Annotated in this window: 23 protein-coding genes; 12 read left to right on the top strand and 11 right to left on the bottom strand. The window is 51.9% G+C overall.

The features are described 5' to 3' along the window. Window positions 1-16 precede the first annotated feature (16 nt). From GN278_13185 to secG, 5 genes are all read right to left on the bottom strand, one after another. Window positions 17-754: a PhnD/SsuA/transferrin family substrate-binding protein gene (locus tag GN278_13185; GenBank protein ID XAT61623.1), complete on the bottom strand. Its 738-nt coding sequence runs from the start codon at window positions 752-754 to the stop codon at window positions 17-19. Beyond that, window positions 751-1,188 carry a TerB family tellurite resistance protein gene (locus tag GN278_13180; protein XAT61622.1) on the bottom strand — a complete coding sequence of 146 codons (438 nt, stop codon included), beginning with the start codon at window positions 1,186-1,188 and terminating at the stop codon, window positions 751-753. The genes GN278_13185 and GN278_13180 overlap by 4 nt, the downstream gene beginning before the upstream one ends. A 1-nt stretch (window position 1,189) precedes the next feature. Next, window positions 1,190-1,483, bottom strand: a complete 294-nt coding sequence (locus tag GN278_13175; protein XAT61621.1) for a DUF1330 domain-containing protein — start codon at window positions 1,481-1,483, stop codon at window positions 1,190-1,192. A gap of 129 nt (window positions 1,484-1,612) precedes the next feature. Beyond that, window positions 1,613-3,256 (bottom strand): CTP synthase, encoded by a 1,644-nt coding sequence (locus GN278_13170; protein XAT61620.1) that lies wholly within the window; start codon window positions 3,254-3,256, stop codon window positions 1,613-1,615. A gap of 168 nt (window positions 3,257-3,424) precedes the next feature. Then, complete coding sequence (gene secG, locus GN278_13165; protein XAT62666.1) at window positions 3,425-3,793, bottom strand: preprotein translocase subunit SecG; 369 nt, start codon at window positions 3,791-3,793, stop codon at window positions 3,425-3,427. A 105-nt stretch (window positions 3,794-3,898) separates the two neighbouring features. Between secG and nthA the strand changes: the two genes are divergently transcribed. The 5 genes from nthA (at window position 3,899) to GN278_13140 (ending at window position 7,127) form a co-directional block, all read left to right on the top strand. Beyond that, the gene (gene nthA / locus GN278_13160) at window positions 3,899-4,519 is read left to right on the top strand and encodes a nitrile hydratase subunit alpha (protein ID XAT61619.1); all 621 of its coding nucleotides are present in this window, start codon (window positions 3,899-3,901) and stop codon (window positions 4,517-4,519) included. Next, complete coding sequence (gene nthB, locus GN278_13155) at window positions 4,516-5,193, top strand: nitrile hydratase subunit beta (protein XAT61618.1); 678 nt, start codon at window positions 4,516-4,518, stop codon at window positions 5,191-5,193. Before nthA ends, nthB begins: the two co-directional genes overlap by 4 nt. Beyond that, complete coding sequence (locus GN278_13150; GenBank protein ID XAT62665.1) at window positions 5,193-5,516, top strand: nitrile hydratase accessory protein; 324 nt, start codon at window positions 5,193-5,195, stop codon at window positions 5,514-5,516. The genes nthB and GN278_13150 overlap by 1 nt, the downstream gene beginning before the upstream one ends. A gap of 85 nt (window positions 5,517-5,601) precedes the next feature. Next, window positions 5,602-6,894, top strand: coding sequence for an adenylosuccinate synthase (locus tag GN278_13145; GenBank protein ID XAT61617.1), 1,293 nt, complete (start codon window positions 5,602-5,604; stop codon window positions 6,892-6,894). 17 nt (window positions 6,895-6,911) lie between these two features. After that, window positions 6,912-7,127, top strand: coding sequence for a DUF2842 domain-containing protein (locus GN278_13140; GenBank protein XAT61616.1), 216 nt, complete (start codon window positions 6,912-6,914; stop codon window positions 7,125-7,127). A gap of 33 nt (window positions 7,128-7,160) precedes the next feature. Here GN278_13140 and GN278_13135 read toward each other — a convergent pair whose 3' ends face one another. Then, on the bottom strand, window positions 7,161-9,020 hold the full coding sequence (locus tag GN278_13135) for a hypothetical protein (protein XAT61615.1): 1,860 nt from the start codon (window positions 9,018-9,020) through the stop codon (window positions 7,161-7,163). 137 nt (window positions 9,021-9,157) lie between these two features. Here GN278_13135 and GN278_13130 point away from each other — a divergent pair, with 137 nt between their 5' ends. After that, window positions 9,158-9,841 carry a thiamine diphosphokinase gene (locus GN278_13130; GenBank protein ID XAT61614.1) on the top strand — a complete coding sequence of 228 codons (684 nt, stop codon included), beginning with the start codon at window positions 9,158-9,160 and terminating at the stop codon, window positions 9,839-9,841. Here GN278_13130 and GN278_13125 read toward each other — a convergent pair. The 4 genes from GN278_13125 to GN278_13110 all read right to left on the bottom strand — a co-directional run bounded on the left by GN278_13125 (window position 9,765) and on the right by GN278_13110 (window position 13,972). Continuing rightward, complete coding sequence (locus tag GN278_13125; protein ID XAT61613.1) at window positions 9,765-10,703, bottom strand: EamA family transporter; 939 nt, start codon at window positions 10,701-10,703, stop codon at window positions 9,765-9,767. The two genes, GN278_13130 and GN278_13125, sit on opposite strands and share 77 nt — an antisense overlap. A gap of 53 nt (window positions 10,704-10,756) precedes the next feature. Continuing rightward, window positions 10,757-11,623, bottom strand: coding sequence for an EamA family transporter (locus GN278_13120; protein ID XAT62664.1), 867 nt, complete (start codon window positions 11,621-11,623; stop codon window positions 10,757-10,759). 163 nt (window positions 11,624-11,786) lie between these two features. Beyond that, complete coding sequence (locus GN278_13115; protein XAT61612.1) at window positions 11,787-13,160, bottom strand: L-serine ammonia-lyase; 1,374 nt, start codon at window positions 13,158-13,160, stop codon at window positions 11,787-11,789. Between the two features lie 110 nt (window positions 13,161-13,270). Then, complete coding sequence (locus GN278_13110) at window positions 13,271-13,972, bottom strand: SDR family oxidoreductase (protein ID XAT61611.1); 702 nt, start codon at window positions 13,970-13,972, stop codon at window positions 13,271-13,273. A gap of 208 nt (window positions 13,973-14,180) precedes the next feature. Between GN278_13110 and rpiA the strand changes: the two genes are divergently transcribed. The 6 genes from rpiA (at window position 14,181) to GN278_13080 (ending at window position 20,225) form a co-directional block, all read left to right on the top strand. Next, a complete protein-coding gene (gene rpiA, locus GN278_13105) occupies window positions 14,181-14,966 on the top strand; it encodes a ribose-5-phosphate isomerase RpiA (GenBank protein XAT61610.1) in 786 nt (261 codons plus the stop codon). A 1-nt stretch (window position 14,967) separates the two neighbouring features. Continuing rightward, window positions 14,968-16,326, top strand: coding sequence for a glutathione-disulfide reductase (gor, locus tag GN278_13100; protein XAT61609.1), 1,359 nt, complete (start codon window positions 14,968-14,970; stop codon window positions 16,324-16,326). A gap of 75 nt (window positions 16,327-16,401) precedes the next feature. After that, on the top strand, window positions 16,402-17,529 hold the full coding sequence (gene hflK, locus GN278_13095) for an FtsH protease activity modulator HflK (protein XAT61608.1): 1,128 nt from the start codon (window positions 16,402-16,404) through the stop codon (window positions 17,527-17,529). Continuing rightward, on the top strand, window positions 17,529-18,401 hold the full coding sequence (locus GN278_13090; GenBank protein ID XAT61607.1) for a protease modulator HflC: 873 nt from the start codon (window positions 17,529-17,531) through the stop codon (window positions 18,399-18,401). The genes hflK and GN278_13090 overlap by 1 nt, the downstream gene beginning before the upstream one ends. Beyond that, window positions 18,398-18,592: a DUF2065 family protein gene (locus GN278_13085; GenBank protein XAT61606.1), complete on the top strand. Its 195-nt coding sequence runs from the start codon at window positions 18,398-18,400 to the stop codon at window positions 18,590-18,592. The genes GN278_13090 and GN278_13085 overlap by 4 nt, the downstream gene beginning before the upstream one ends. Window positions 18,593-18,734: 142 nt before the next feature. After that, window positions 18,735-20,225 carry a Do family serine endopeptidase gene (locus tag GN278_13080; GenBank protein ID XAT62663.1) on the top strand — a complete coding sequence of 497 codons (1,491 nt, stop codon included), beginning with the start codon at window positions 18,735-18,737 and terminating at the stop codon, window positions 20,223-20,225. A 42-nt stretch (window positions 20,226-20,267) separates the two neighbouring features. On the opposite strand, the gene GN278_13075 is transcribed toward GN278_13080, so the two are convergent. Beyond that, window positions 20,268-20,783, bottom strand: a complete 516-nt coding sequence (locus tag GN278_13075; protein XAT61605.1) for a peptidoglycan-binding protein — start codon at window positions 20,781-20,783, stop codon at window positions 20,268-20,270. Window positions 20,784-20,796 lie beyond the last annotated feature (13 nt).

The following is a 20,796-nucleotide window of genomic DNA, read 5'->3' as shown; positions in this document are numbered from 1 at the left end:
GGAAGGCGCGATCTGGCTAGCAAAAATCCGCGATATCAACCGGGTCGGGCAGTGCAAAATAGGCAGCCGCCGATAAATCAACAAACCCCTTGAGCCCAAGGGTTTCGCGCGTGCTCTCGGGAAGCGATGAAATCGCCTGCGTGCAGGCTTGGGCCAATTCATCTGCGTGAAAATTCTGTGCACAAACCATGGGCAGTCCGGGTGTCGGATCGCTTTGGCCAATTTCAAACAGGTTCTTGGCCCAAGGATCATAGGCCTTGATCAATCGCCAGCTTTGACTGTCAATGGCCGCAAAATCGGCCCGTCCTTCGGCCACATAACGCGCCGAATTTTGGTGCGAGCCGCTGCGCAAGCACCGTCTTGGGCGGATAGTGCGGCGGCATAGATGGTCTATGGGGCCGGCCCAACCAGATTGAGACAGCGGTTCATTATAGGCAAAGGTTTTATTTTGAAAATTGGATAAGATCGCATCCTGGCGGGCGATAAAAACCGAAGCGTAATACCCTGGTGGGCAGCCTTCGAGGCCATAATCAGGCGTGCCTACATACTTCACATACTTGGCCAATTGGGTCCGGTAAGGCAGGCCGCAGGTTTGCCCTAAAAGCAAATTTGGGTCTTGCCACAGCGGCCACGGGTCGTCGCGGCGGGTGAGCTGCGCTGGGCCGTAGCCCAGTGTTGTTCGAATGGCCTGCCACAAACCGTCTGTCGCTGCGCGCATCTCGCGCCGATCATACATGGGCAGGGTGGCGATCACGCCTGCGCGGCGCGTCGGCGTGCGGCTGCGTTGTCGACGTCGTTTACCCCAAGCAATTTTGCCACAAGGCGCAGCAGCGCATCTTCTTCATCATCACGCGCGCCATCAGCCAGCGCGATCTGCCAAAGGGATTCGATCACAGCCGTGCGATCGACATAGGGAACAGCGTCTTTGATCGCGCGGGTAAAGCGCACTGTATCAGGCGCTTCTTGCTCAAGTGTTTCACCATCCTGACGCAACGCGGCGGCACCTGCAGCATCAAGGCCATAGCGGGTTTGCAGCACTCTATTAATGCGCTGAATTTCACTTTCTGCATAATGATTATCAGATCGTGCCACCCGCACCAAAAGCGCAGCAATAGCCAGCCGCGCATCGCTTGGAGCAAGCTCTTTGGGTTCGGGATCAAGCAGAGATTTCAGTAAATTTGCAAACATATTAGCTGTCGTATCCTTCAACAATAACCAGATTTCCGTCGGAAATGCCTTGGCGGATGGCCAGAGCGGACTTGTATTCTGGGCTTTCATAACACGCAAGTGCGGCCGCGTAATCTGGAAATTCGATTACCACCGATCGGGGATGCGTGGTCCCTTCTTTAACCGCCTGTGCGCCGCCGCGCACGATAAACCGGCCACCATACTTGGCAAAGGCAATAGCATTTGCAGCCTTATATTTCTCATAGGTCTCTGGGTCTTTGACCGTGACCTGCGCAATCCAATACCCCTTCGCCATATGACCTCCTGACAGGTGCTTTCTCTATGCTCTCTAGATAGGGTTCAGTTCGCTAAATTCACCCCAGTAGGGCGCATTTAACGCCAAACTCTATAGCCTCGCAAAGATACACCTTAAGTTTTGCTGCGGTCAAACGAGCCTTGAGATTTCTTTTGCCGCTCGAATAAAGTCTTTAAACAGCGGGTGCGGCTCAAAAGGTTTCGATTTCAACTCGGGATGGAACTGGACGCCAATAAACCACGGATGATCCGTCCACTCGACAATTTCGGGCAACCGCCCATCAGGGGACATGCCCGAAAACCGCAGGCCGGCAGCTTCAAGCTGCTCGCGATATTTGATGTCAACCTCATAGCGGTGGCGGTGACGTTCATCAATTTTGGTGCTGCCATAAATTTCTGCCACTTGCGACCCTTCGGCCAGGCTCGCATCATAGGCACCTAGCCGCATGGTACCGCCTTTGTCGTCATCCACCTTGCGCGCAACTTTATGATTGCCCTGCACCCATTCTTTGAGATGATAGACCACTGGCTCAAAGCGTTTTCCGCCGGCCTCGTGGTCAAATTCTTCTGATCCGGCATCGTTGACACCGATCACATTACGGGCCGCTTCAATCACCGCCATCTGCATCCCAAGGCAAATGCCCAAGTATGGCACTTTATGTTCGCGGGCAAACTGCGCAGCTTTGATTTTGCCTTCGGTGCCGCGTTCGCCAAACCCGCCGGGCACCAAGATCGCGTGAAACCCTTGCAACAGCGGCGCGGCATCTTGGGTTTCAAAAATTTCCGCATCAACCCATTCAACCTTCACCCTTACCCGATTGGCCATACCGCCATGGGTCAAAGCTTCAGCGATGGATTTATAGGCATCTTCAAGCTGGGTATATTTTCCAACAATGGCCACATTGACCTGACCTTCGGGATTGTAAATCCGGTCTGCCACATCATCCCACCGGGTCAGATCAAGCTGTGGGGCAGGCGCGATGCCAAAGGCGTCAAGCACCGCCTGATCCAGACCTTCGCGGTGATAGGCCAAGGGCGCTTCGTAAATTGATTTGAGATCTTGCGCCGCAATCACGCTTTCGGAGCGAACATTGCAGAACAAGGCCAGCTTTTCACGCTCTTTTTCGGGTATCTCGCCTTCGGATCGGCACACCAAAATATCTGGTGCCAAGCCGATAGAGCGTAGCTCTTTAACGCTGTGCTGGGTGGGTTTGGTTTTCAGCTCGCCACTGGCTTTGATAAAGGGAAGCAGGGTAAGATGCATGAAAATACATTGCCCGCGTGGCTTGTCTTGGGAAAACTGCCGGATGGCCTCAAAAAACGGTAGGCCTTCGATATCGCCTACTGTGCCGCCAATTTCACACAGCATGAAATCCACTTCGTCTTCACCGATTGAGATGAATTCTTTGATTTCATTGGTCACATGGGGGATCACCTGAATGGTTTTTCCAAGGTAATCACCGCGGCGCTCTTTTTCCAAAACGGTGGAATATATCCGGCCAGAGGAAATAGAATCGGTTTTTCGGGCTGCAACCCCAGTAAAACGTTCATAATGCCCAAGGTCTAGATCGGTTTCGGCCCCATCATCAGTGACAAATACCTCGCCATGCTCAAACGGGCTCATGGTGCCGGGATCAACGTTCAAATAGGGGTCAAGTTTACGCAGTCGCACAGTATAATTACGGGCTTGCAGTAAAGAACCAACGGCCGCCGATGCTAGACCTTTGCCTAGTGAAGAAACTACGCCGCCGGTAATGAAAATAAATCGAGCCAAGGCTCACCCCCGTGATATTCATTGCGCTGACCGCGCAAAATAAGTGCCCATACATGCCCGAATTGGCGCAGGTTCACGGGAGTAAACTCTTATAGGATTCGCAACCTTAATGCAATAAGACCGCAAGATAATGTTGCGGTCTTTCGGATAGCATCAATAGCTAGTGTTTTAGTCCGCGCTTGGAACCAGTGGCGCTGTATCTTCTGGATCAGGTGGCAACAAGGCGTCGGCATCCGATAAAGCCGGGGCTGTTGCCGCGCCTTCGGTGCTTTGAATTCCCAATCGGTCGATCACAGAATTGCCTGCTGACTTGCGCGCTGCAATCACTGTCAAGCTGAGCGAAGTGATGATAAACGCAACCGCCAAAATCCAAGTGACTTTCGTTAAAGCCGAGGCTGCGCTGCGGCCCGACATCACACCGCCACCGCCGCCACCGCCGCCAAGTCCAAGACCGCCGCCCTCTGAGCGTTGCAGCAGCACAACACCGACCAAAGCCAGTGCCAGCAGCAGGTGGATAGTAAGAACGACGTTTTCCATAGAGCCTCGCGTATCGCTGTTAGGCGGTAGATAGGAAAGTTTTCCCCCCGAAGCAAGGGGCAATACCATCTTGACCCGGGCAAATCCTCTGCGCAGAGTGTCCCTATGCCACATGATGCCCAAGACCATGATCAACCTCATAGCCTTTTGCCCTCTGATCCAGCGCTAAGGGTCAAAGCGCTTGAGACGCTTTTGGTGGACAAAGGGTTGGTTGATCCGGCCACCCTTGATGAAATTATTGATACCTATCAAACTAAAATCGGTCCTCAGAATGGCGCAGAGGTGGTGGCGCGGGCCTGGAGCGATGATGCGTTTCGTGATCTGCTGTTCAAAGATGCCACATCGGCTGTCTCGCAGATGGGGTTTTATGGCCGTCAGGGCGAGCATATTGTGGCGGTTCAAAATACAGATAGCGTGCACAACCTTGTTGTTTGCACCTTGTGCAGTTGTTATCCATGGCCGCTTCTTGGCATTCCTCCGGGCTGGTATAAATCGGATGCCTACCGTGCACGGGCAGTGCGCGAGCCGCGTAAAGTGCTGGCTGAATTTGGCGTAACACTGCCCGAAAGTGTCTCTGTGAAGGTTTGGGATAGCACCGCGGAAATCCGCTATCTTGTAGTGCCGCAACGGCCTACAGGAACGGAAGGTTGGAGCACCGACGCGCTTGCAAAGCTAATCACCCGTGATGCCATGATCGGCACTGGTCTGATCGCGGCCCCGTCATGAGCCGGCTGCATGATATGGGCGGCCGCTTTGGAGATGGGCGGGTTGATGCCGAGCCCGCAGATGCGCCGGTTTTTGCCGAAGAGTGGCACGCGCGCGCATTGGCGGTAACGCTGGCGGCTGGAAGCCTTGGCCTGTGGACACTGGATGCATCGCGCCATTCGCGTGAGCGGCTGCTGCCGGCTGATTATGCGGTGTTTTCCTATTATGAAAAATGGATATCAGCGCTGTGCAATATGCTGGTTGAGCATGACGTTATAAGCCGCGCTGAACTGGAAAGCGCAATGGTCGATAGCGAACCATCGCCGCTTCAGGCGCGTCGGTTGGCGCCTGATAAAGTGGCCAAAGTTCTGTCAAGCGGTGGTCCAACCGAACGCGAGAGCAGTGAAAAAGTACGTTTTTCCATTGGCGACGCGGTGCGCGCAGGTTGTGGCCAGAACCGGAATGTCAACGGAGGCCACAGCCGGTTGCCGTCCTATGCAGCCGGAAAAAAAGGCCGTATTGTGCAGTGCTACGGCGCACATGTTTTTCCGGATGCCAATGCGCATGGGCAGGGCGAAGCGCCCGAGCCTCTCTACTGCGTTGCCTTTCGGGCCGATGTGCTATGGGCGCATGCTGAAAATCCCAACGACGAAGTGATGCTTGATCTATGGCAAAGTTATCTGGACCCGATGTAATGCAAACTGCGCCGCAGCCTGTTTTTGAACAGCCATGGCATGCTCAGCTTTTTGCCCTAAGCGTGGCACTGCACGCGCAAGGACTTTTTAGCTGGCCGGATTGGACCAAACGCTTTGGCGCAAGGCTCAAACATAATGGGGCCGACCATGAGCTTAATGGCGGTGATGATTATTTCACAGCCTGGCTGGAAACGCTCGAAGCGCTGCTGGTCGAGCGCGATCCAAAGGACAAGCGCCAGTTATCTGACTTGCACGCGGCATGGGCAGAGGCCTATTTGAGCACACCGCACGGCAGCCCGGTTGCCATTAAAATTAAAAAATAAACCGGTTTGGTGCTTTTCGAGGTTTTCTAGCGCGGCGAGGGCCGCTATACCGACGCGGGTTTGACGCAGATCAGAAAGGTCAAAAATGGCGAATGTGGTCGTGGTTGGCGCCCAATGGGGCGACGAAGGCAAAGGAAAACTAGTCGATTGGCTCAGCGAGCGCGCCGATGTCATCGTGCGGTTTCAAGGCGGTCACAATGCTGGTCATACTCTGGTGATCGATGGCGAGGTTTATAAACTTTCGCTGCTGCCTTCAGGGATTGTGCGAAGCGGTAAGTTGTCGGTCATAGGCAATGGTGTGGTTCTAGACCCATGGCATTTAAAAGAAGAGATTGCCAAGCTGCAGGGCCAAGGTGTGCAAATTTCGCCCGAAAACCTGATGATTGCGGAAAACACGCCGCTGATATTACCGGTACACTCCGAACTAGATCAGGCCCGCGAAAGACAGAATAAAGTCGCCAAAATTGGCACTACGGGGCGCGGCATCGGCCCGGCTTATGAAGATAAAGTTGGCCGCCGCGCGATCCGTGTGTCCGATCTGGCCGATCTTGATACGCTTAAAGCACGCATCGAGCGCTTGGCGGTGCACCATGATACCCTGCGTCGCGGTATGGGCATGGCCGAAGTGGATACCGACGCGCTGCTTGCGCAGCTCAATGACATTGCACCGCTGGTTTTGCAATTTGCCGCGCCGGTCTGGAAGGTGCTGGCCGAAGAGCGCAAAGCCGGTAAACGGATATTATTCGAGGGCGCGCAGGGCAGCCTTCTCGATGTGGACTTTGGCACCTATCCCTTTGTGACATCTTCCAATGTGATCGCAGGGCAGGCTGCCACCGGATCAGGTATGGGTCCAGGGGCGATTGATTTTGTGCTAGGGATTGTCAAAGCCTACACCACCCGGGTGGGCGAAGGCCCGTTTCCAACCGAACTTGACGATGCCGATGGTCAGCGATTAGGCGAACGCGGTCATGAATTTGGCGTGGTGACAGGACGCAAACGCCGCTGTGGTTGGTTTGATGCGGCTTTGGTGCGCCAGACCTGCGCTACATCGGGAGTGAAAGGCATTGCCTTTACCAAGCTGGATGTTCTGGACGGCTTTGAGACGCTAAAAATCTGCGTAGGATATGAGCTAGACGGCAAGACGCTTGACTATCTTCCCTTTGCGGCAGATCAGCAGGCGCGCTGCGTGCCGATCTATGAGGAAATGGATGGTTGGTCCGATAGCACAGAGGGCGCCAGAAGCTGGGCAGATCTGCCAGCCAATGCGATTAAATATGTGCGCCGCGTGGAAGAGTTGATTGAATGCCCGGTTGCGCTAGTTTCAACTTCACCAGAACGTGAGGACACGATTTTGGTAACCGACCCGTTTCAAGACTAACCGAACTGCGAGAAGACATGGCCCTAAGCTACAAAGCCCGCCGCCGCTGGTCACTGGTGATTTTATTGATCGGCCTGCCGCTTTATGTGGTGGTGGCTGTCGGGGTCATCGGATTGTTTGACCGCCCACCGATCTGGCTTGAGTTGCTCATTTACGTGTCTTTGGGCGTGCTTTGGGCGCTGCCGTTTAAATTTATCTTTCGGGGCATAGGACAGGCTGACCCTGACCAGTAGCAGGCAAAAGCAGCGCCGCGCTTGCGCATCACTTTAGTGCAAAATCTGGTCGGGCAATTGATAGCCAATTTTATCCTTGCAGATTTCATATGTTCCATTCTCTAGAGCCTTTACTTTTCCCTGTTTAATCAAGGCGTTGAAAATGCCCATATAAGTCCGCCGCATGAAAGGACTTTTGGATACTTCACGCGTACGTCCAAAAACATTTCGCCGAGCAAACGTTTCGCGCTTTAAAACCAACGATAAATAGCTTGCGGCCGCTTCCATCTGGGCCTCGAGCGTTGTCGCTTTAACCCGTTCAGCATAAGTTGCAAAATCAATCGGGGTTTCAATTAGATTTTTTTCGGCTATCTCTGCCGCGGCAACTTTGGGGCCATCAACGCGTTGATCTTCCACCAATCTAAGCGGTTTAGGCATTGATCTGTCGTTGTTTTCTACAGGTGAGACTTCTTGTGAAAGAGAGGTTTGCGCGGCCAAATTGGTTGATGTTGACATCTTTAAAATATCGTTGGTCGCAAGGTCAGTTGGATGCTCGCCCCTATTTGCAGCAACAGCCGCGCGCAAATGCGCTAGGGCATTGCGCCGCCGGCTTTGCCCAGGATGTGCCATTTTTTGATCTGTTTGTTTCAGCAATCGAGAGACATCTTGATGCTCTTGACGCAAAACCTGTTGCCTTAGGCGCGCCGGTTGCGTTTCTTTCGGATTATTTTGCTTTACGTCTTCAAGTTTGGTTGAATTCAAGGACAGCATTTCGCTTAAATTATCCTCAAAGGAGCTTTTCTGAGTATCCTGACGGGTTGGCGTTTCCACATCCGTCAAAGGGGGGGATACCTTGGTTGCCCGCGCGGTACTTTCTGCAGGTTGGGTTTGATTTTCTGTCTCACTTGCTTGCAAGGATGTGTCATCAGGGACAGGTTTAGGGCCTTCAAAGGGTTGCTCTTGCTTAGCCACGACCGACTTGCGTATTACTTTGACCACTGGCTTAGTGATAGCGGGAGCAGGCGGTAAATCGACTGATTTTTGCAAAGAGTTTGCCAGAGACACTGCCGCCGGTTGTGAAGTGGGCGCAGCGCTTTGTGCTACCTCAGATGAGCCCCCGGAGATGCCGTTTTTAGGCAAATCGGTTGGCACCTCTGCTGGCTCTGGGCGGGGTTCGTCCAAGGCTTTGTTGGGTGCATCCGTTTTAGCGGGATCATTTTGTGCTCTGCCTTTGGTCAGTTCCGAGCTCAAATCATCAAAAATAATTTCTAGCGGCTTTTGCGCTGTGCCGGTGGGTTGTAAATCCATTGGATTTTGACTTTCCGCTTGCACTTCGCTGGTTCGTGCAGGGATCTTTGTGCTCACGTCAGGTGTTGCTTGTGTTTCTTGTTCTGCCGAGATCGTGAGAGGCGGAGGCGCTGGATATGATGCAGATTTTTCTTTTCTTGGCGGTGGGATCACCTCGTGGTCTGCAAAAAAGTTCTCAACTGGATCGCCCTGTAAAACCTCATTGGTAGGCCAGATCTTGGTTTGTTCATTTTCATCGTCGCTGAATGTCCCACGGTTGGCGAGGGCTTTGATCCGCTTCACACGCTCAGTTAGAGTTGTTTCTTGAACGGGTGCTTTAGGGCTAGAATTACTTGGCTCCGTGGCCTTGGGCTCTGCTGGTGAAAGCACAACATTGGTACCCTGAGTTCGTGCTGTCAGTTTTTGTGAGGAATTGCGCGAGGCAAGCTCGCTAATAATGCCGGGATCTAGGTCGGGGGGATTGGCGGCAAAATAACGATCATCAGAAGCCAAATCGCGAAAATATTCAGCAATGGCTTTCATAGCGCCAAACGAATCGGTAAACCCCTCCAAAGTGCAGGAAAAGGTGCCATAGGACACTGTGAGTACTTTGTTTTCAATTCCCATAGGGCAGCTTACCTTCGAGTTTGTCTGTAATTTAGGTAACATGACAAAATCGACAAAAAACAAACGAATCTAGGGTTAAGCATGTATGATTTCATGGCCATATTAAGGCAATCTGACATTTTAGAGGGAATTTTGTCGTGAACAGGCTTATTGTATCCGAAAATGAACCAATCACTTTGCTTGGGGGCGCGCCGATAGACGCCAGCCTATTGGCCGAGGGCTTGCGTCTGGCCCCTAAGGCCGTGGCCGCAGATGGGGGGGCAAAAGCCCTTTTTGACCATGGCCACTGCCCTTTGGCTGTGATCGGTGATCTAGACTCGCTCGCGCCCGATCTGCAAGCGCAGGTGCCAGCTGAACGGCTCCACCGCATTGCCGAACAGGACAGTACGGATTTTGAAAAATGCCTGTCCCGGATCGAAGCACCTCTGATTGTTGGTGTGGGCTTTCTTGGGGGGCGCGCTGATCATCAAATGGCGGTACAGAGTGTGTTGGTACGTTATGCGCATCAGCGCTGCTTGCTGATTGGGACGCAGGATATCATCTGCGTTGTGCCGCCACAATTTGCACTTGATCTGCCGGTTGGTACCCGAGTTTCGCTTTTTCCTATGGCGCCGACAAAGGTGGCGTCGCAGGGGCTGGACTGGCCGACAGATGGGCTTGAGTTTTCTCCAAGTGGCCAAATAGGAACATCCAACCGATGCAATGGAAAGCTGGTGCTAGCACCGAAAAATTGCTCAATGTTGCTTATTCTGCCGCGGAAATTTGCCGGGCCGGTAGCATCGGCATTGCAGTGCGCACCGAAATGGCCCGCTCCCTTATGAGGACATAAAGTCCCGCAGCAATGATCACAACGATCCCAATTGCGGCCGTTGGATTGGGGAGGTCGAAAAAAACCAGCCAACCAATCACAGTGGCTATCGGTATTTCAAGATATTGTAAGGGTGCGGTGGTGCTTGAGGGGGCATAGCGCAATGACCAAGTCATGACCAAATGCGCAGCGGTGCCCGTAAGACCAAACAGCAGCAGAAGCCAAATTTGATTTTTACTCAGAACAATCATTTGCATTTCTGCGAAGTCGCTGCCCTGAAAAAACCAGAGCGCTGGCGTGATTATCATCAGCGCCATCACACCATTGACAGCCTGAAGTGCGATAGGATCTGTCACTTTGGCAATTTGGCGAGTAACCATCATAAAAAATGCAATCAACCAAGCAGCTAAAAGCGGTAATAATGCGGGCGTACCTACGTCCTGAAAAGATGGTTGAATGACCAAAAGCGTACCGGCAAACCCGACCAGACAAGCAAGCAACCGCTGCCGTCCTACAACTTCTTTAAGAAAAATCTTGCCCAATAGTAACAAAATGAATGGCATCACAAAAACAATTGCGATTGTATCGACCAGCGGAAGATATCTGAGTGCAATCACCATGCAGGTTATACCGGCAATCAAAAGACCAATCCGCAACCATGCAAAAGCTAGAACCCATCCCGACATACGCCAATTGCGCCCGGTGCCGTAAACCAAAGGAATTAAAAGGATCGCTTGAACAGCAAACCTCACAAATATCAATTGGGCCAAGGGCACGCTTTGGCCAAGCAGCTTTGCCAAAGCATCGCCAAGCGGTGCCAACAGACAAAACAGTAACATCAACAAAATGCCGAATAGTGGACGATCAAGAACCATCCACCATAGGTAATAAATTATCACTAATAAAGCAATCTAAAGTTGTCTTAATTTTATTGCGTTACTTTTTGTGCCATTTTTTGCTCTCGCAGAAATATGTATAGCCCACAGCCAGTGATGATAAATATTCCGCACAGGCTCAATTTGTTCGGAAAATCAGCGAAGACGAGATAGCCAAAAAATACGGCACATACAATTTCTAGGTAATGCAGCGGCGCCAGCGCCGTGGATGGTGCAGAGCGCAGTGCATAGGTCATAAGCAGATGTGAAATGGTGGCGAAAAATCCTACCCCGAAAAGCCAGAGCCAATAAATCCCCTGTGGCCATACCGGGTCCAAGCCTTGGATCGCCCCCCACTGGCCCCAAATCATCACCGGCAAACAGAGCAGAGAGCCTATAAGTGCGGTGTGAAATTGCATCGGGACGGGATGAATATGGCGTGAAATGCTGCGTGTGCTCAGCATATATCCGGCAAAACTAACGGCGGTCGCCAGCGGAAACAGAGCATAAGCCCCAAACGCGGCAAAGCTTGGTTGAATTACCAGTACCACTCCTACAAAGCCGACCAATGCGGCGCCCAGCCGACGCGGTCCGATTTGTTCCTTTAAAAGCCATTTTCCCAGCACCAGCAAAATAAATGGTTCAACAAAGACAATTGCCAAAGCATCAGCAATTGGCATCACCGAAATGGCGGCTACAAAACAATAGGTTGAGACAATTAATAAGATAGCGCGCAGCGTCATAGGCCAAATCAAGCGCTGAGGCATGGTAAACCCGTGGCCAAGTAACCCGATCACTGGCGCCATCAAAACAGCTTGTAGAACAAACCGGCTGGTTGTGATTTGGGTAACTGGGATTTCATCAGCAGCCAGCTTTGAGGCGACGTCCAAAAGGGGCGCAACAACGCAAAACGCGATCATAAGCCCAACGCCCAAGACTACTCGGTCGGTGTTGGTTTCAGCAGTAGCGTTTAAAGGGCTGCTCATGGGCCGCAGTTGATCTTTGTTTTATACAATAGTCTGTTTTGAAACCGACACTTCAGGCGGTCAAAACCACAGTCTAACAATTGGGCTAACATTTGGGCTAACAATTGGGAATGTTGACAGCCAATCCACCCAGCGATGTTTCTTTATAACGCTCGCTCATATCCAGACCGGTTTGGCGCATGGTTTCTATGCACGCATCAAGTGGAACCAGATGCGTACCATCGCCGCGTAGCGCGAGGCTTGCGGCAGAAACCGCCTTTATCGCACCCAGCCCGTTGCGTTCAATACAGGGCACCTGAACCAAGCCCTTAACTGGATCACAGGTCATACCCAAATGATGCTCAAGCGCAATTTCTGCTGCATTTTCAACCTGTTCTGGACTGCCTCCTAAAACTGCGCATAGCCCCGCTGCAGCCATCGCACTGGCGCTGCCAACCTCGGCCTGGCAGCCGGCCTCAGCGCCGCTGATCGAGGCATTGAATTTCACCAAGCCGCCAATTGCAGCAGCCGTGAGTAAAAAGTCTTCGACGCGAGATCTCTGTGCGCCGGGAACATGATCAAGATAATACCGGATGACAGCAGGCACCACGCCTGCCGCGCCATTGGTCGGCGCAGTAACCACTTGCCCGCCGGCTGCATTTTCTTCGTTCACCGCCATGGCATAAACACTCATCCAGTCGTTGATTGTATGCGGCGGCGCAAGGTTCATGCCGCGTTCAGCCATCAAGGCATCATGTATACCTTTCGCCCTGCGCTTGACCTGCAAACCACCGGGCAGAATACCGTCGCGCGTCAGGCCGCGGTCAATACAGTCGGACATCACCTGCCACAGGCGGGCAACACCGCTGCTTAAAGCATCATGGCCTGCGCATGACATTTCATTCGCGCGCTTTAACTCGGCAATGGTTTTCCCCGAGGTTTCGGCCATCCGAAGCATATCGGCCGCAGTTGTAAAGGGATAGGGCACCTCGGCCCCTGTGTTTTCAGAACCGTCTTCGGTCAGTTCGGTTTCGGTCATCACAAAGCCGCCGCCGACCGAATAATAGGTCTCTTGCAGGATCACATCACCCTGAGCATCCGTGGCTTTGATAATCATGCCGTTTGGATGACCGGGTAAATTGGGCCCAAAATCGAATTGAAGATCATTTTTGGGGTCGAAGGCAAGCTGCGGCAGGCCGGGCGGCGCAACAGAATGTGTGCTACGAATAGCGGCTAGAGCCGCTTCTGCTTTGTCATGATCGTAGCTGTCCGGTTCAAATCCCGCCAGACCCAAGATTGTCGCCCGATCGGTCGCATGGCCAATGCCGGTAAAGGCAAGCGAGCCGTGTAGGCTAGCTTGCAATCCGGTAGCCGCAAAAGGTGAGCCACGCAGTATATCCAAAAAACGCGCAGCCGCCACCATTGGCCCCATCGTATGCGAAGATGAGGGGCCTATGCCAACTTTGAACATATCAAAGACAGACAAAAACATCTAAAGCGATCCTTTTTTAACTGTGGCATTTGTTCGGCGTGTCTGCATCATAAAGCAAAACATCGCGCTTGCGAGCAAATCCGTTTCATTCATTGGCTTCACCACAAGCGCTACATATGCCGCGTTACGCCGCCATCAGAACGGATACTTTGGCCGGTGATGTAACTGCTGTCTTCACTCAGAAGGAAAGCCGCCGTTTTGGCTTGTTCCTCTGCTGTGGCAAGTCGCTTAAGGGACGACATTTGTGCAAATTTTTCTGGCAGGTCAAGACTATCGGTAAACCCGGGTAATAGGCAGTTCATACGGATGTTTTCCGGGCCGTAGCGATCTGAGAAGAGCTTGGTAAACGAGGACACAGCAACTCGGTAAACACTAGAGGTGGGAAATGTCAGGCTGGGCTCAAATGCGGAAAACGTTGTTATGTTTACAATTGATCCGCCGCCCTGTTGCTGCATGATCGGCGTGACGATCTTTGCCACCTGAATGACGGGTTTAAGCACCATTGAATGGGCTTTGTCCCAATCATCGTCAGAAATTTCAAGCAAATCGCCCTTGGGCGGCCCACCCACATGAATGAGCAGGGCATCGATGCGGCCATAAGTGTCCATGGTTAAATCTATTAGCGCGCTCACCTCCTGTGGGTTTTCCGCGCTTCCGCGCAATGCAACACCGTCAAGCTCTTGTGCCAGATTTTCACAGCTTTCTGATGGTGACATCATTGACAGACTATAGCCTCTTGTCCGCATTTCCCGTGCTGCTGCCGCGCCCATGCCCCGGCCGCCACCAACAATCATGCATACTTTAGTATCCATCTACCTAACTTTCCATAATTTGATACAGAACTCGTGCATTACATAGATCACGAAATTCATTTGAAACACTCAAAAAGCGACAGTTGTTATGGCAAACAGGTCATCTTAAATCGTCCAGATTGCCGCGCCGCTTCGGTTTTGTATAAATCACACTCGCACATCGTTTGAATGTTGCCTATAAGCGCAGTAATCTCAATGGAGGCCTGATATGTTTGACTCATTAAGTGCTGATGACAAAGCTAAATTTTCTGCCGCAAAAAGGGCCGCCGGTCTGGTGCAAAGTGGGATGAAGGTTGGTCTTGGAACCGGAAGCACTGCCGCATGGCTGGTCAAACACCTGGGGCAGAAAATAAGCGATGAAGGGCTACGCATTCAAGCAGTTCCAACCTCAAGCCGGACAGCTGATCTGGCTCAAAAAGTGGGTATCGAAATTATCACTCTTGATGAAGCCGGTTGGCTCGATTTGACGATTGATGGGGCTGATGAATTTGATGCTGATTTTTCACTCATTAAAGGTGGCGGTGGTGCGCTGCTGCAAGAAAAAATTGTTGCGATGGCAAGTGATCGCATGATTGTCATTGCAGATTCTGACAAAGAGGTTAGCCAACTCGGGGCATTCCCATTGCCCGTAGAGGTCATTCCATTTGGCATGAACTCCACACGCATTTCGATTGAACGCACGCTTGAAGTGCTTGGCTATCTGAACGCTAAAATTAGCACCCGCATGGAAGGTGATCGGTTGTTTGTGACAGACGAAGGCAATCACATCCTTGATTTGCACATGAACGCAATCAATGATGCCAAAGCCCTTGCAGTAGGGCTAAATCAATTGCCTGGGGTGGTTGAAAATGGGCTTTTCATTGATATCTGTTCTTCGGTAATCATCGGCCATTCCAATGGAAGCGTTGAAACACGCGACCTTTTGAACGGTGTAACAGAAAACGCAGATATGTCCGCCGAAGGGCAAAATCTGTTTTCTGACATTGAGGATTGATATGACGTTTGATTTTGATCTCTTTGTCATTGGAGGCGGCTCTGGCGGTGTCCGTGCTGCACGGGTTGCGGCCGCAGAGCCCGGCATTTCCGTCGGATTGGCGGAAGAAGATCGTTATGGCGGAACCTGCGTTATTCGCGGCTGTGTGCCAAAAAAGTTAATGGTGTATGCCAGTGAGTATTCCGGCGTGTTTAACGAAGCGCATAGCTATGGCTGGGATGTAGAGGCCGCGGCGTTTAACTGGCCTGCCTTCAGGGGCCGCTTGAACGGGGAACTTGATCGGCTTGAAAATGTTTATCGCGGGCTTCTGGCAAATTCAGGGGTCACCAGCTTTGATGCCAAAGCGCGGCTGTCGGGTCCAAACACGGTTGAATTAAGCACCGGCGAAACCAAAACCGCCCGCCATATTTTGGTGGCAACCGGCGGTTGGCCAGTGCGGCCCGATGTGCCTGGCATCGAGCACAGTATCACGTCCAATGAAATGTTCGGACTTGAACAATTACCTAAGTCGATCCTGATTGTCGGCGGAGGTTATATCGCATGCGAATTTGCCGGCATTATGAATGGGATGGGGGTCGCCACCACGCAATACTATCGTGGTGAGCAAATTTTGCGCGGATTTGACCGCGAAGCACGCGATTTAATCGCGTCATCAATGATCGAGCGTGGCATTGATCTGCGCTGCGGTGCTGATGTGGCAAAAATTGAAAAGAGTGGCTCGGGTTTGGTTGTCACTGATAGACAGGGCAATTTGGCCAGCTTTGATCAAGTGATGTATGCAACCGGCCGCGCGCCGAACACCGCGGGGCTCGGTCTAACCGATATTGGCGTCAAAACAGGTGCTGCGGGCGAAATACTCGTCGATAAGTTTTCCCAAACCTCGGTGCCGTCAGTCTATGCAATCGGAGATGTGACAAATCGCGCCAACCTAACCCCGGTTGCAATCCGCGAAGCCATGGCCTTTGTCGAGACTGTGTTTAAGGAAAACCCCACTGCACCAGACCATGACCTCATTCCCACGGCAATATTTACCCAGCCTGAAATGGGCACTGTCGGGCTTTCCGAAGAAGCGGCGCGGGCCCAAGAGCCAATTGATGTCTATGCCAGTAGCTTTAAGCCAATGCATTCTGGATTCGCCGGTAAGAGCGAAAAAATGTTAATGAAACTGGTTGTATCGCAACAGGGTGAGCGTGTGCTAGGGTGCCATATCGTCGGGCCTGCAGCGGGCGAGATGATCCAACTTGTGGGGATCGCGGTCAAGATGGGGGCGAGCAAAGCCGACTTTGACCGTACGATGGCCGTGCACCCGACAATGGCCGAAGAATTGGTAACAATGCGAGTAATGCGCGCCAGCGCTTGAAAAATGAATTTTGCTGCCCAGTTAAAAGGGGAGCACAAAGTAGACCGAAGAGACGGATAAAAAGGGACAAATTTTATGGCTGGAAACTCAGGCGGCCCGTGGGGCGGCGGTGGACAGGGTGGCGATGATCGCGGCCCTAAAAAAAATGAAGGCGGAGGACGGCGGCCAGCAAACGACGGCCTGCAAATGCCACCTGAAATCGATGATATGCTGAAAAAAGGCCAAGATCAGCTTCGGGTTCTGATGGGCGGCAAAGGTGGCGGCGGCCGCGGCGGCGATGGTGATCAGGGCGATGGCCCCAATATGGGCCGTACCGTCATAATCGCATTCGTGGCGCTGTTCGCGTTATTTTGGACTTGGAGCAGTTTATACCGCGTCCAGCAAGGCGAACAATCAGTGGAGTTTTTCTTCGGCAAATATACGTCAACGAATGACTCTGGTCTAAATTTTGCGCCTTGGCCGCTTTATAGCTACGTGGTGGTCCCGGTTACCCGACAACAAACCGAGGCCATCGGGGTTGGTGGACGCCGCAGTGAAGCAGGTCTTATGCTAACCCGCGACGAAAACATCGTTGATATTGATTTTGAAGTGGTCTGGAATATCAATGACCCGGCGAAATATCTGTTTAACCTTCGCGATCCACAAATGACCGTGCGCGCAGTAGCTGAATCGTCGATGCGCCAGATTATTGCTCAGTCGGATTTGGCACCGATTTTAAACACTGATCGTGAAACTGTAGCAGACGACCTCGAAATCTTGATCCAACAAACGCTCGACAGCTATAATAGTGGTGTCAATTTGGAGCGGGTCAACTTGGATCGGGTAGATCCGCCAGAACAGGTCATCGATTCCGTGCGTGCTGTGCAAGCCGCCGAACAAGAACGTGACCGGCTTGAAAAACAGGCCGACGCCTATGCCAACCGGGTGCTTGCGCAGGCGCGCGGCGAATCTGCTCAGTTATTGGAAGAGGCTGAAGGTTACCGAGCGAGTGTGATCAATGGTGCAACAGGTGAAGCCAGCCGCTTCTCGGCTGTTCTGGCAGAATATATAAAAGCTCCGGAAGTGACTCGTAAGCGGCTTTATATTGAAACCATGGAAGCGGTTTTAGGAAGCGTAGACAAAGTCATCATCGATCAACAAGCAAGCGGTCAGGGCGTGGTGCCTTATCTGCCACTGAACCAACTTAGGCAGGAGAATAAGTGATGCGTAGAATAGGTTTTCTCATTCCCGCTCTGGTGATCTTGATCATCGGTCTCATGTCAGCAATATTTATTGTAGACGAACGTAACAAAGCGCTTGTGCTTCAATTTGGCCGAGTGGTTTGGACCAAAGAAGACCCCGGGTTGGCATTTAAAATTCCGTTTATTCAGGAAGTTGTTTTTTACGATGATCGAATCCTTAGCCGTGATGTTGACCCGCTTGAGGTTACTCCTTCGGATGAAAGACGTTTGGTGGTCGATGCCTTTGCCCGCTATCGGATTTCCGATATTGTTAAATTTCGCGAAGCTGTGGGTACAGGTGGTATTCAAGTGGGCGAACTCCTTTTAGATGGTATTTTGAAAGATGAACTTCGCGCAGTGCTTGGTAAGGTGAGCTCAAACGATATTCTAAGTTCGGATCGGGCGGCTTTGATGCTGCGTATCCGCAATGGGGCGATCGAAAAAGCCCGTGCGGTCGGGCTTGAGGTTGTCGATGTGCGCTTGAAGCGGACAGACCTCCCAAACGCAAACTTAGATGCAACGTTTGCGCGGATGCGCGCTGAACGTGAACGCGAAGCGGCGGATGAGATTGCGCGTGGTAATGAGGCGGCGCAGAGGGTACGGGCAACAGCGGACAGAACACAGGTTGAGATTGTTTCTGAAGCCAAGCGCGAAGCAGAAATTACGCGTGGTCAGGCCGATGCCGAACGCAACAATATCTTTGCCGAAGCCTATGGGGCTGATCCTGAGTTCTTTGAATTCTACCGCTCGCTATCAGCTTATCGCACTTCCCTGCGCGGTCAAAACACAAGTATGGTCATGTCGCCGGATTCAGAGTTTTTCAACTATCTGAAGTCCGATATGGGCGGTAAATGATCGAAGCTCTGCTTTGGGGTTTAGGCCTTGTTCTACTTATCGAGGGGCTGGTTTACGGACTGGCCCCTCATGTCATCGATCAGTTGTTAGAACAACTGAAATCAATGCCTTATCAGGCGCGCCGGATATTCGGTTTAAGCACAGCTTTGGCAGGTGCAATGCTATTATGGGCTGTAAGGGCGCTCTTCTAATCGCACTTTAATCTCACGCGCGATCACAAATTCTTGGGGGTCGTTTATAGCTATTGCCGGATATAGATCGTGAACCTATATGAATGAAACAACCGTCTGGCCATTTGTGCCATTTGCAATGACAGGAGCTGTGAACATGTTTATGACGCCTCAGACATCGAGAGTGCACGCCCAAGATAGTAATTTAAGGGCTTTAATTTTGATCCGAAGCGTGTCTTTCGGGGCCTTGATATTACTATTTTTACTTGTGCAACAATTGCCCGGGTTTGCCCGTGGCGCTCCGGAAAGCTTTGCTGATTTGGTTGAAGTTACAAGCCCGGCTGTGGTAAATATTACCACCACCACTAAGATTGAGACAAACATTACACCGCGCGGCATTGTGCCCGAAGGCAGCCCGTTTGAAGATTTGTTTCGCGATTTTCAAGAGCGCAATCCCAAAGGCGCCCCGCCCCGCAGAGCTTCTGCACTGGGCTCTGGTTTCATCATCTCTGAAGATGGCTTTATGGTCACCAATCATCATGTGATCGAAGGCGCTGATGAAATTATGGTTGAGTTTTCCGACGGCATCGAGCGGGCTGCAAAAATTATCGGAGTAGATAAGAATATCGACATCGCGCTGCTCAAAGTCGACACCGATGTGGCGCTAGGCTATGTAAGCTTTGGCGATAGTGATTTTGCCCGTGTGGGTGATTGGGTCATGGCAATCGGCAATCCGTTAGGGCAGGGTTTTTCTGTTTCTGCAGGGATTATCTCAGCCCGCAACCGTGAACTTTCCGGCTATTACGATGACTACATACAAACCGATGCGGCGATAAATCGTGGCAACTCGGGCGGCCCGCTTTTCAATATGGACGGCGAAGTTATTGGAGTGAATACAGCGATTTTATCCCCCAACGGTGGCTCTATCGGGATCGGATTTTCTATGTCTTCAAATGTGGTTGCCCCAGTGGTGGAGCAGTTGCGCGAGTTTGGCGAAGTGCGGCGCGGTTGGTTAGGTGTTACCATTGGAAATGTGACTGAAGACATCGCTGAGGCCTTGGGACTTGACGATCCAAGCGGCGCAATCGTGCAAGAAGTGGCCAAGGATGGACCGGCGGATGAGGGCGGGTTGCAGGCCACAGATGTGATTGTGATGTTTGATGGTGTCAAGGTCGCAGATTCGGGCGAACTGGTCCGCGAGGTTGGCGAAGCGCCGGTGGGCAAAGCCGTAAATGTTGTGGTGCTGCGCGATGGTAAACGTAAAACTCTTCAAGTGACCATTGGTCAGCGCCCCTCTCTGGATGAGTTGGCGCGCAGTGGTGGTCTTGGAAATCAGCCCCCAGAAGAGCCTGAGGTGATAAGCACATTCCTCGGCATTGGGCTGGTGAATATCGATCCGAAACTGCGCGAAGAAAAGAGTCTTGATGAAAGCGCTGTGGGGCTTTTTGTGAACAGTATTGATGAATCCTCTGACGCCTATCAAAAAGGTCTGAGGGTTGGGGATATTATCACTGATGCAGGGCAAAAAAGTGTGACAAGCGTTGAAGAGTTTGCCGAACAATTGGCCAGTACCAAAGAGGCAGGACGCCAGTCAATTTTGGTGCTGGCGCGGCGCGAAGGGCAACCGCGCTTTGTGGTACTAAACCTCGAGTAAATTCAATAATACTTTATGAAAGCCCGCTATTTTGGTGGGCTTTCAGCTCTTCTCGAGCATGTCTCTGGGCACTGGAAAAAGGCCAAGCTCATATGCAGTTTGGCGGGATAAAATAGCACTGTCCAATCCATTTTCTGCCTGATAACGGCGCAGCGCGCCTTTGGTGTCGTGATCCATTATTGCTGTCAGTTTTCCGTTAAAATAACCACGAGCCTTCAAGGCCCGTTGCAAACTGACGATCAGGTCTGCGTTCATTTCATCTTCGCAGGGCGTATCAAACCACTCGATAGATCGCTCGCGTATAATACGGTGAATGGTTTGGTGTTGATAGGTGGGCGGCGCGATCTGACGGCCTGATGGGCTAAATTTTGCGGGCGCAATGAGCTTTTTTTCCGTCACTGTTTCATAGATTGCAGGTTGGGAAATTTTGGCCCGACAGGCTTCTTGCTCCGGCTCTGGCTCATTGACATTTATCCCAAGGGTTTGGGTGCTTAGCGCGCAAGCTGAAAATAAGATAGGGCTAAGCGTTAATAAAAGTGGGGCAACAAGGCGGTGCATTTTATAATCCTTA

It is taken from the genome of Rhodobacteraceae bacterium Araon29 (assembly GCA_039640505.1).
Lineage (GTDB): Bacteria > Pseudomonadota > Alphaproteobacteria > Rhodobacterales > Rhodobacteraceae > CABZJG01.
The sequence above is the reverse complement of the archived record's forward strand: the minus strand, read 5'-3'. Positions and strand labels throughout refer to the sequence as shown.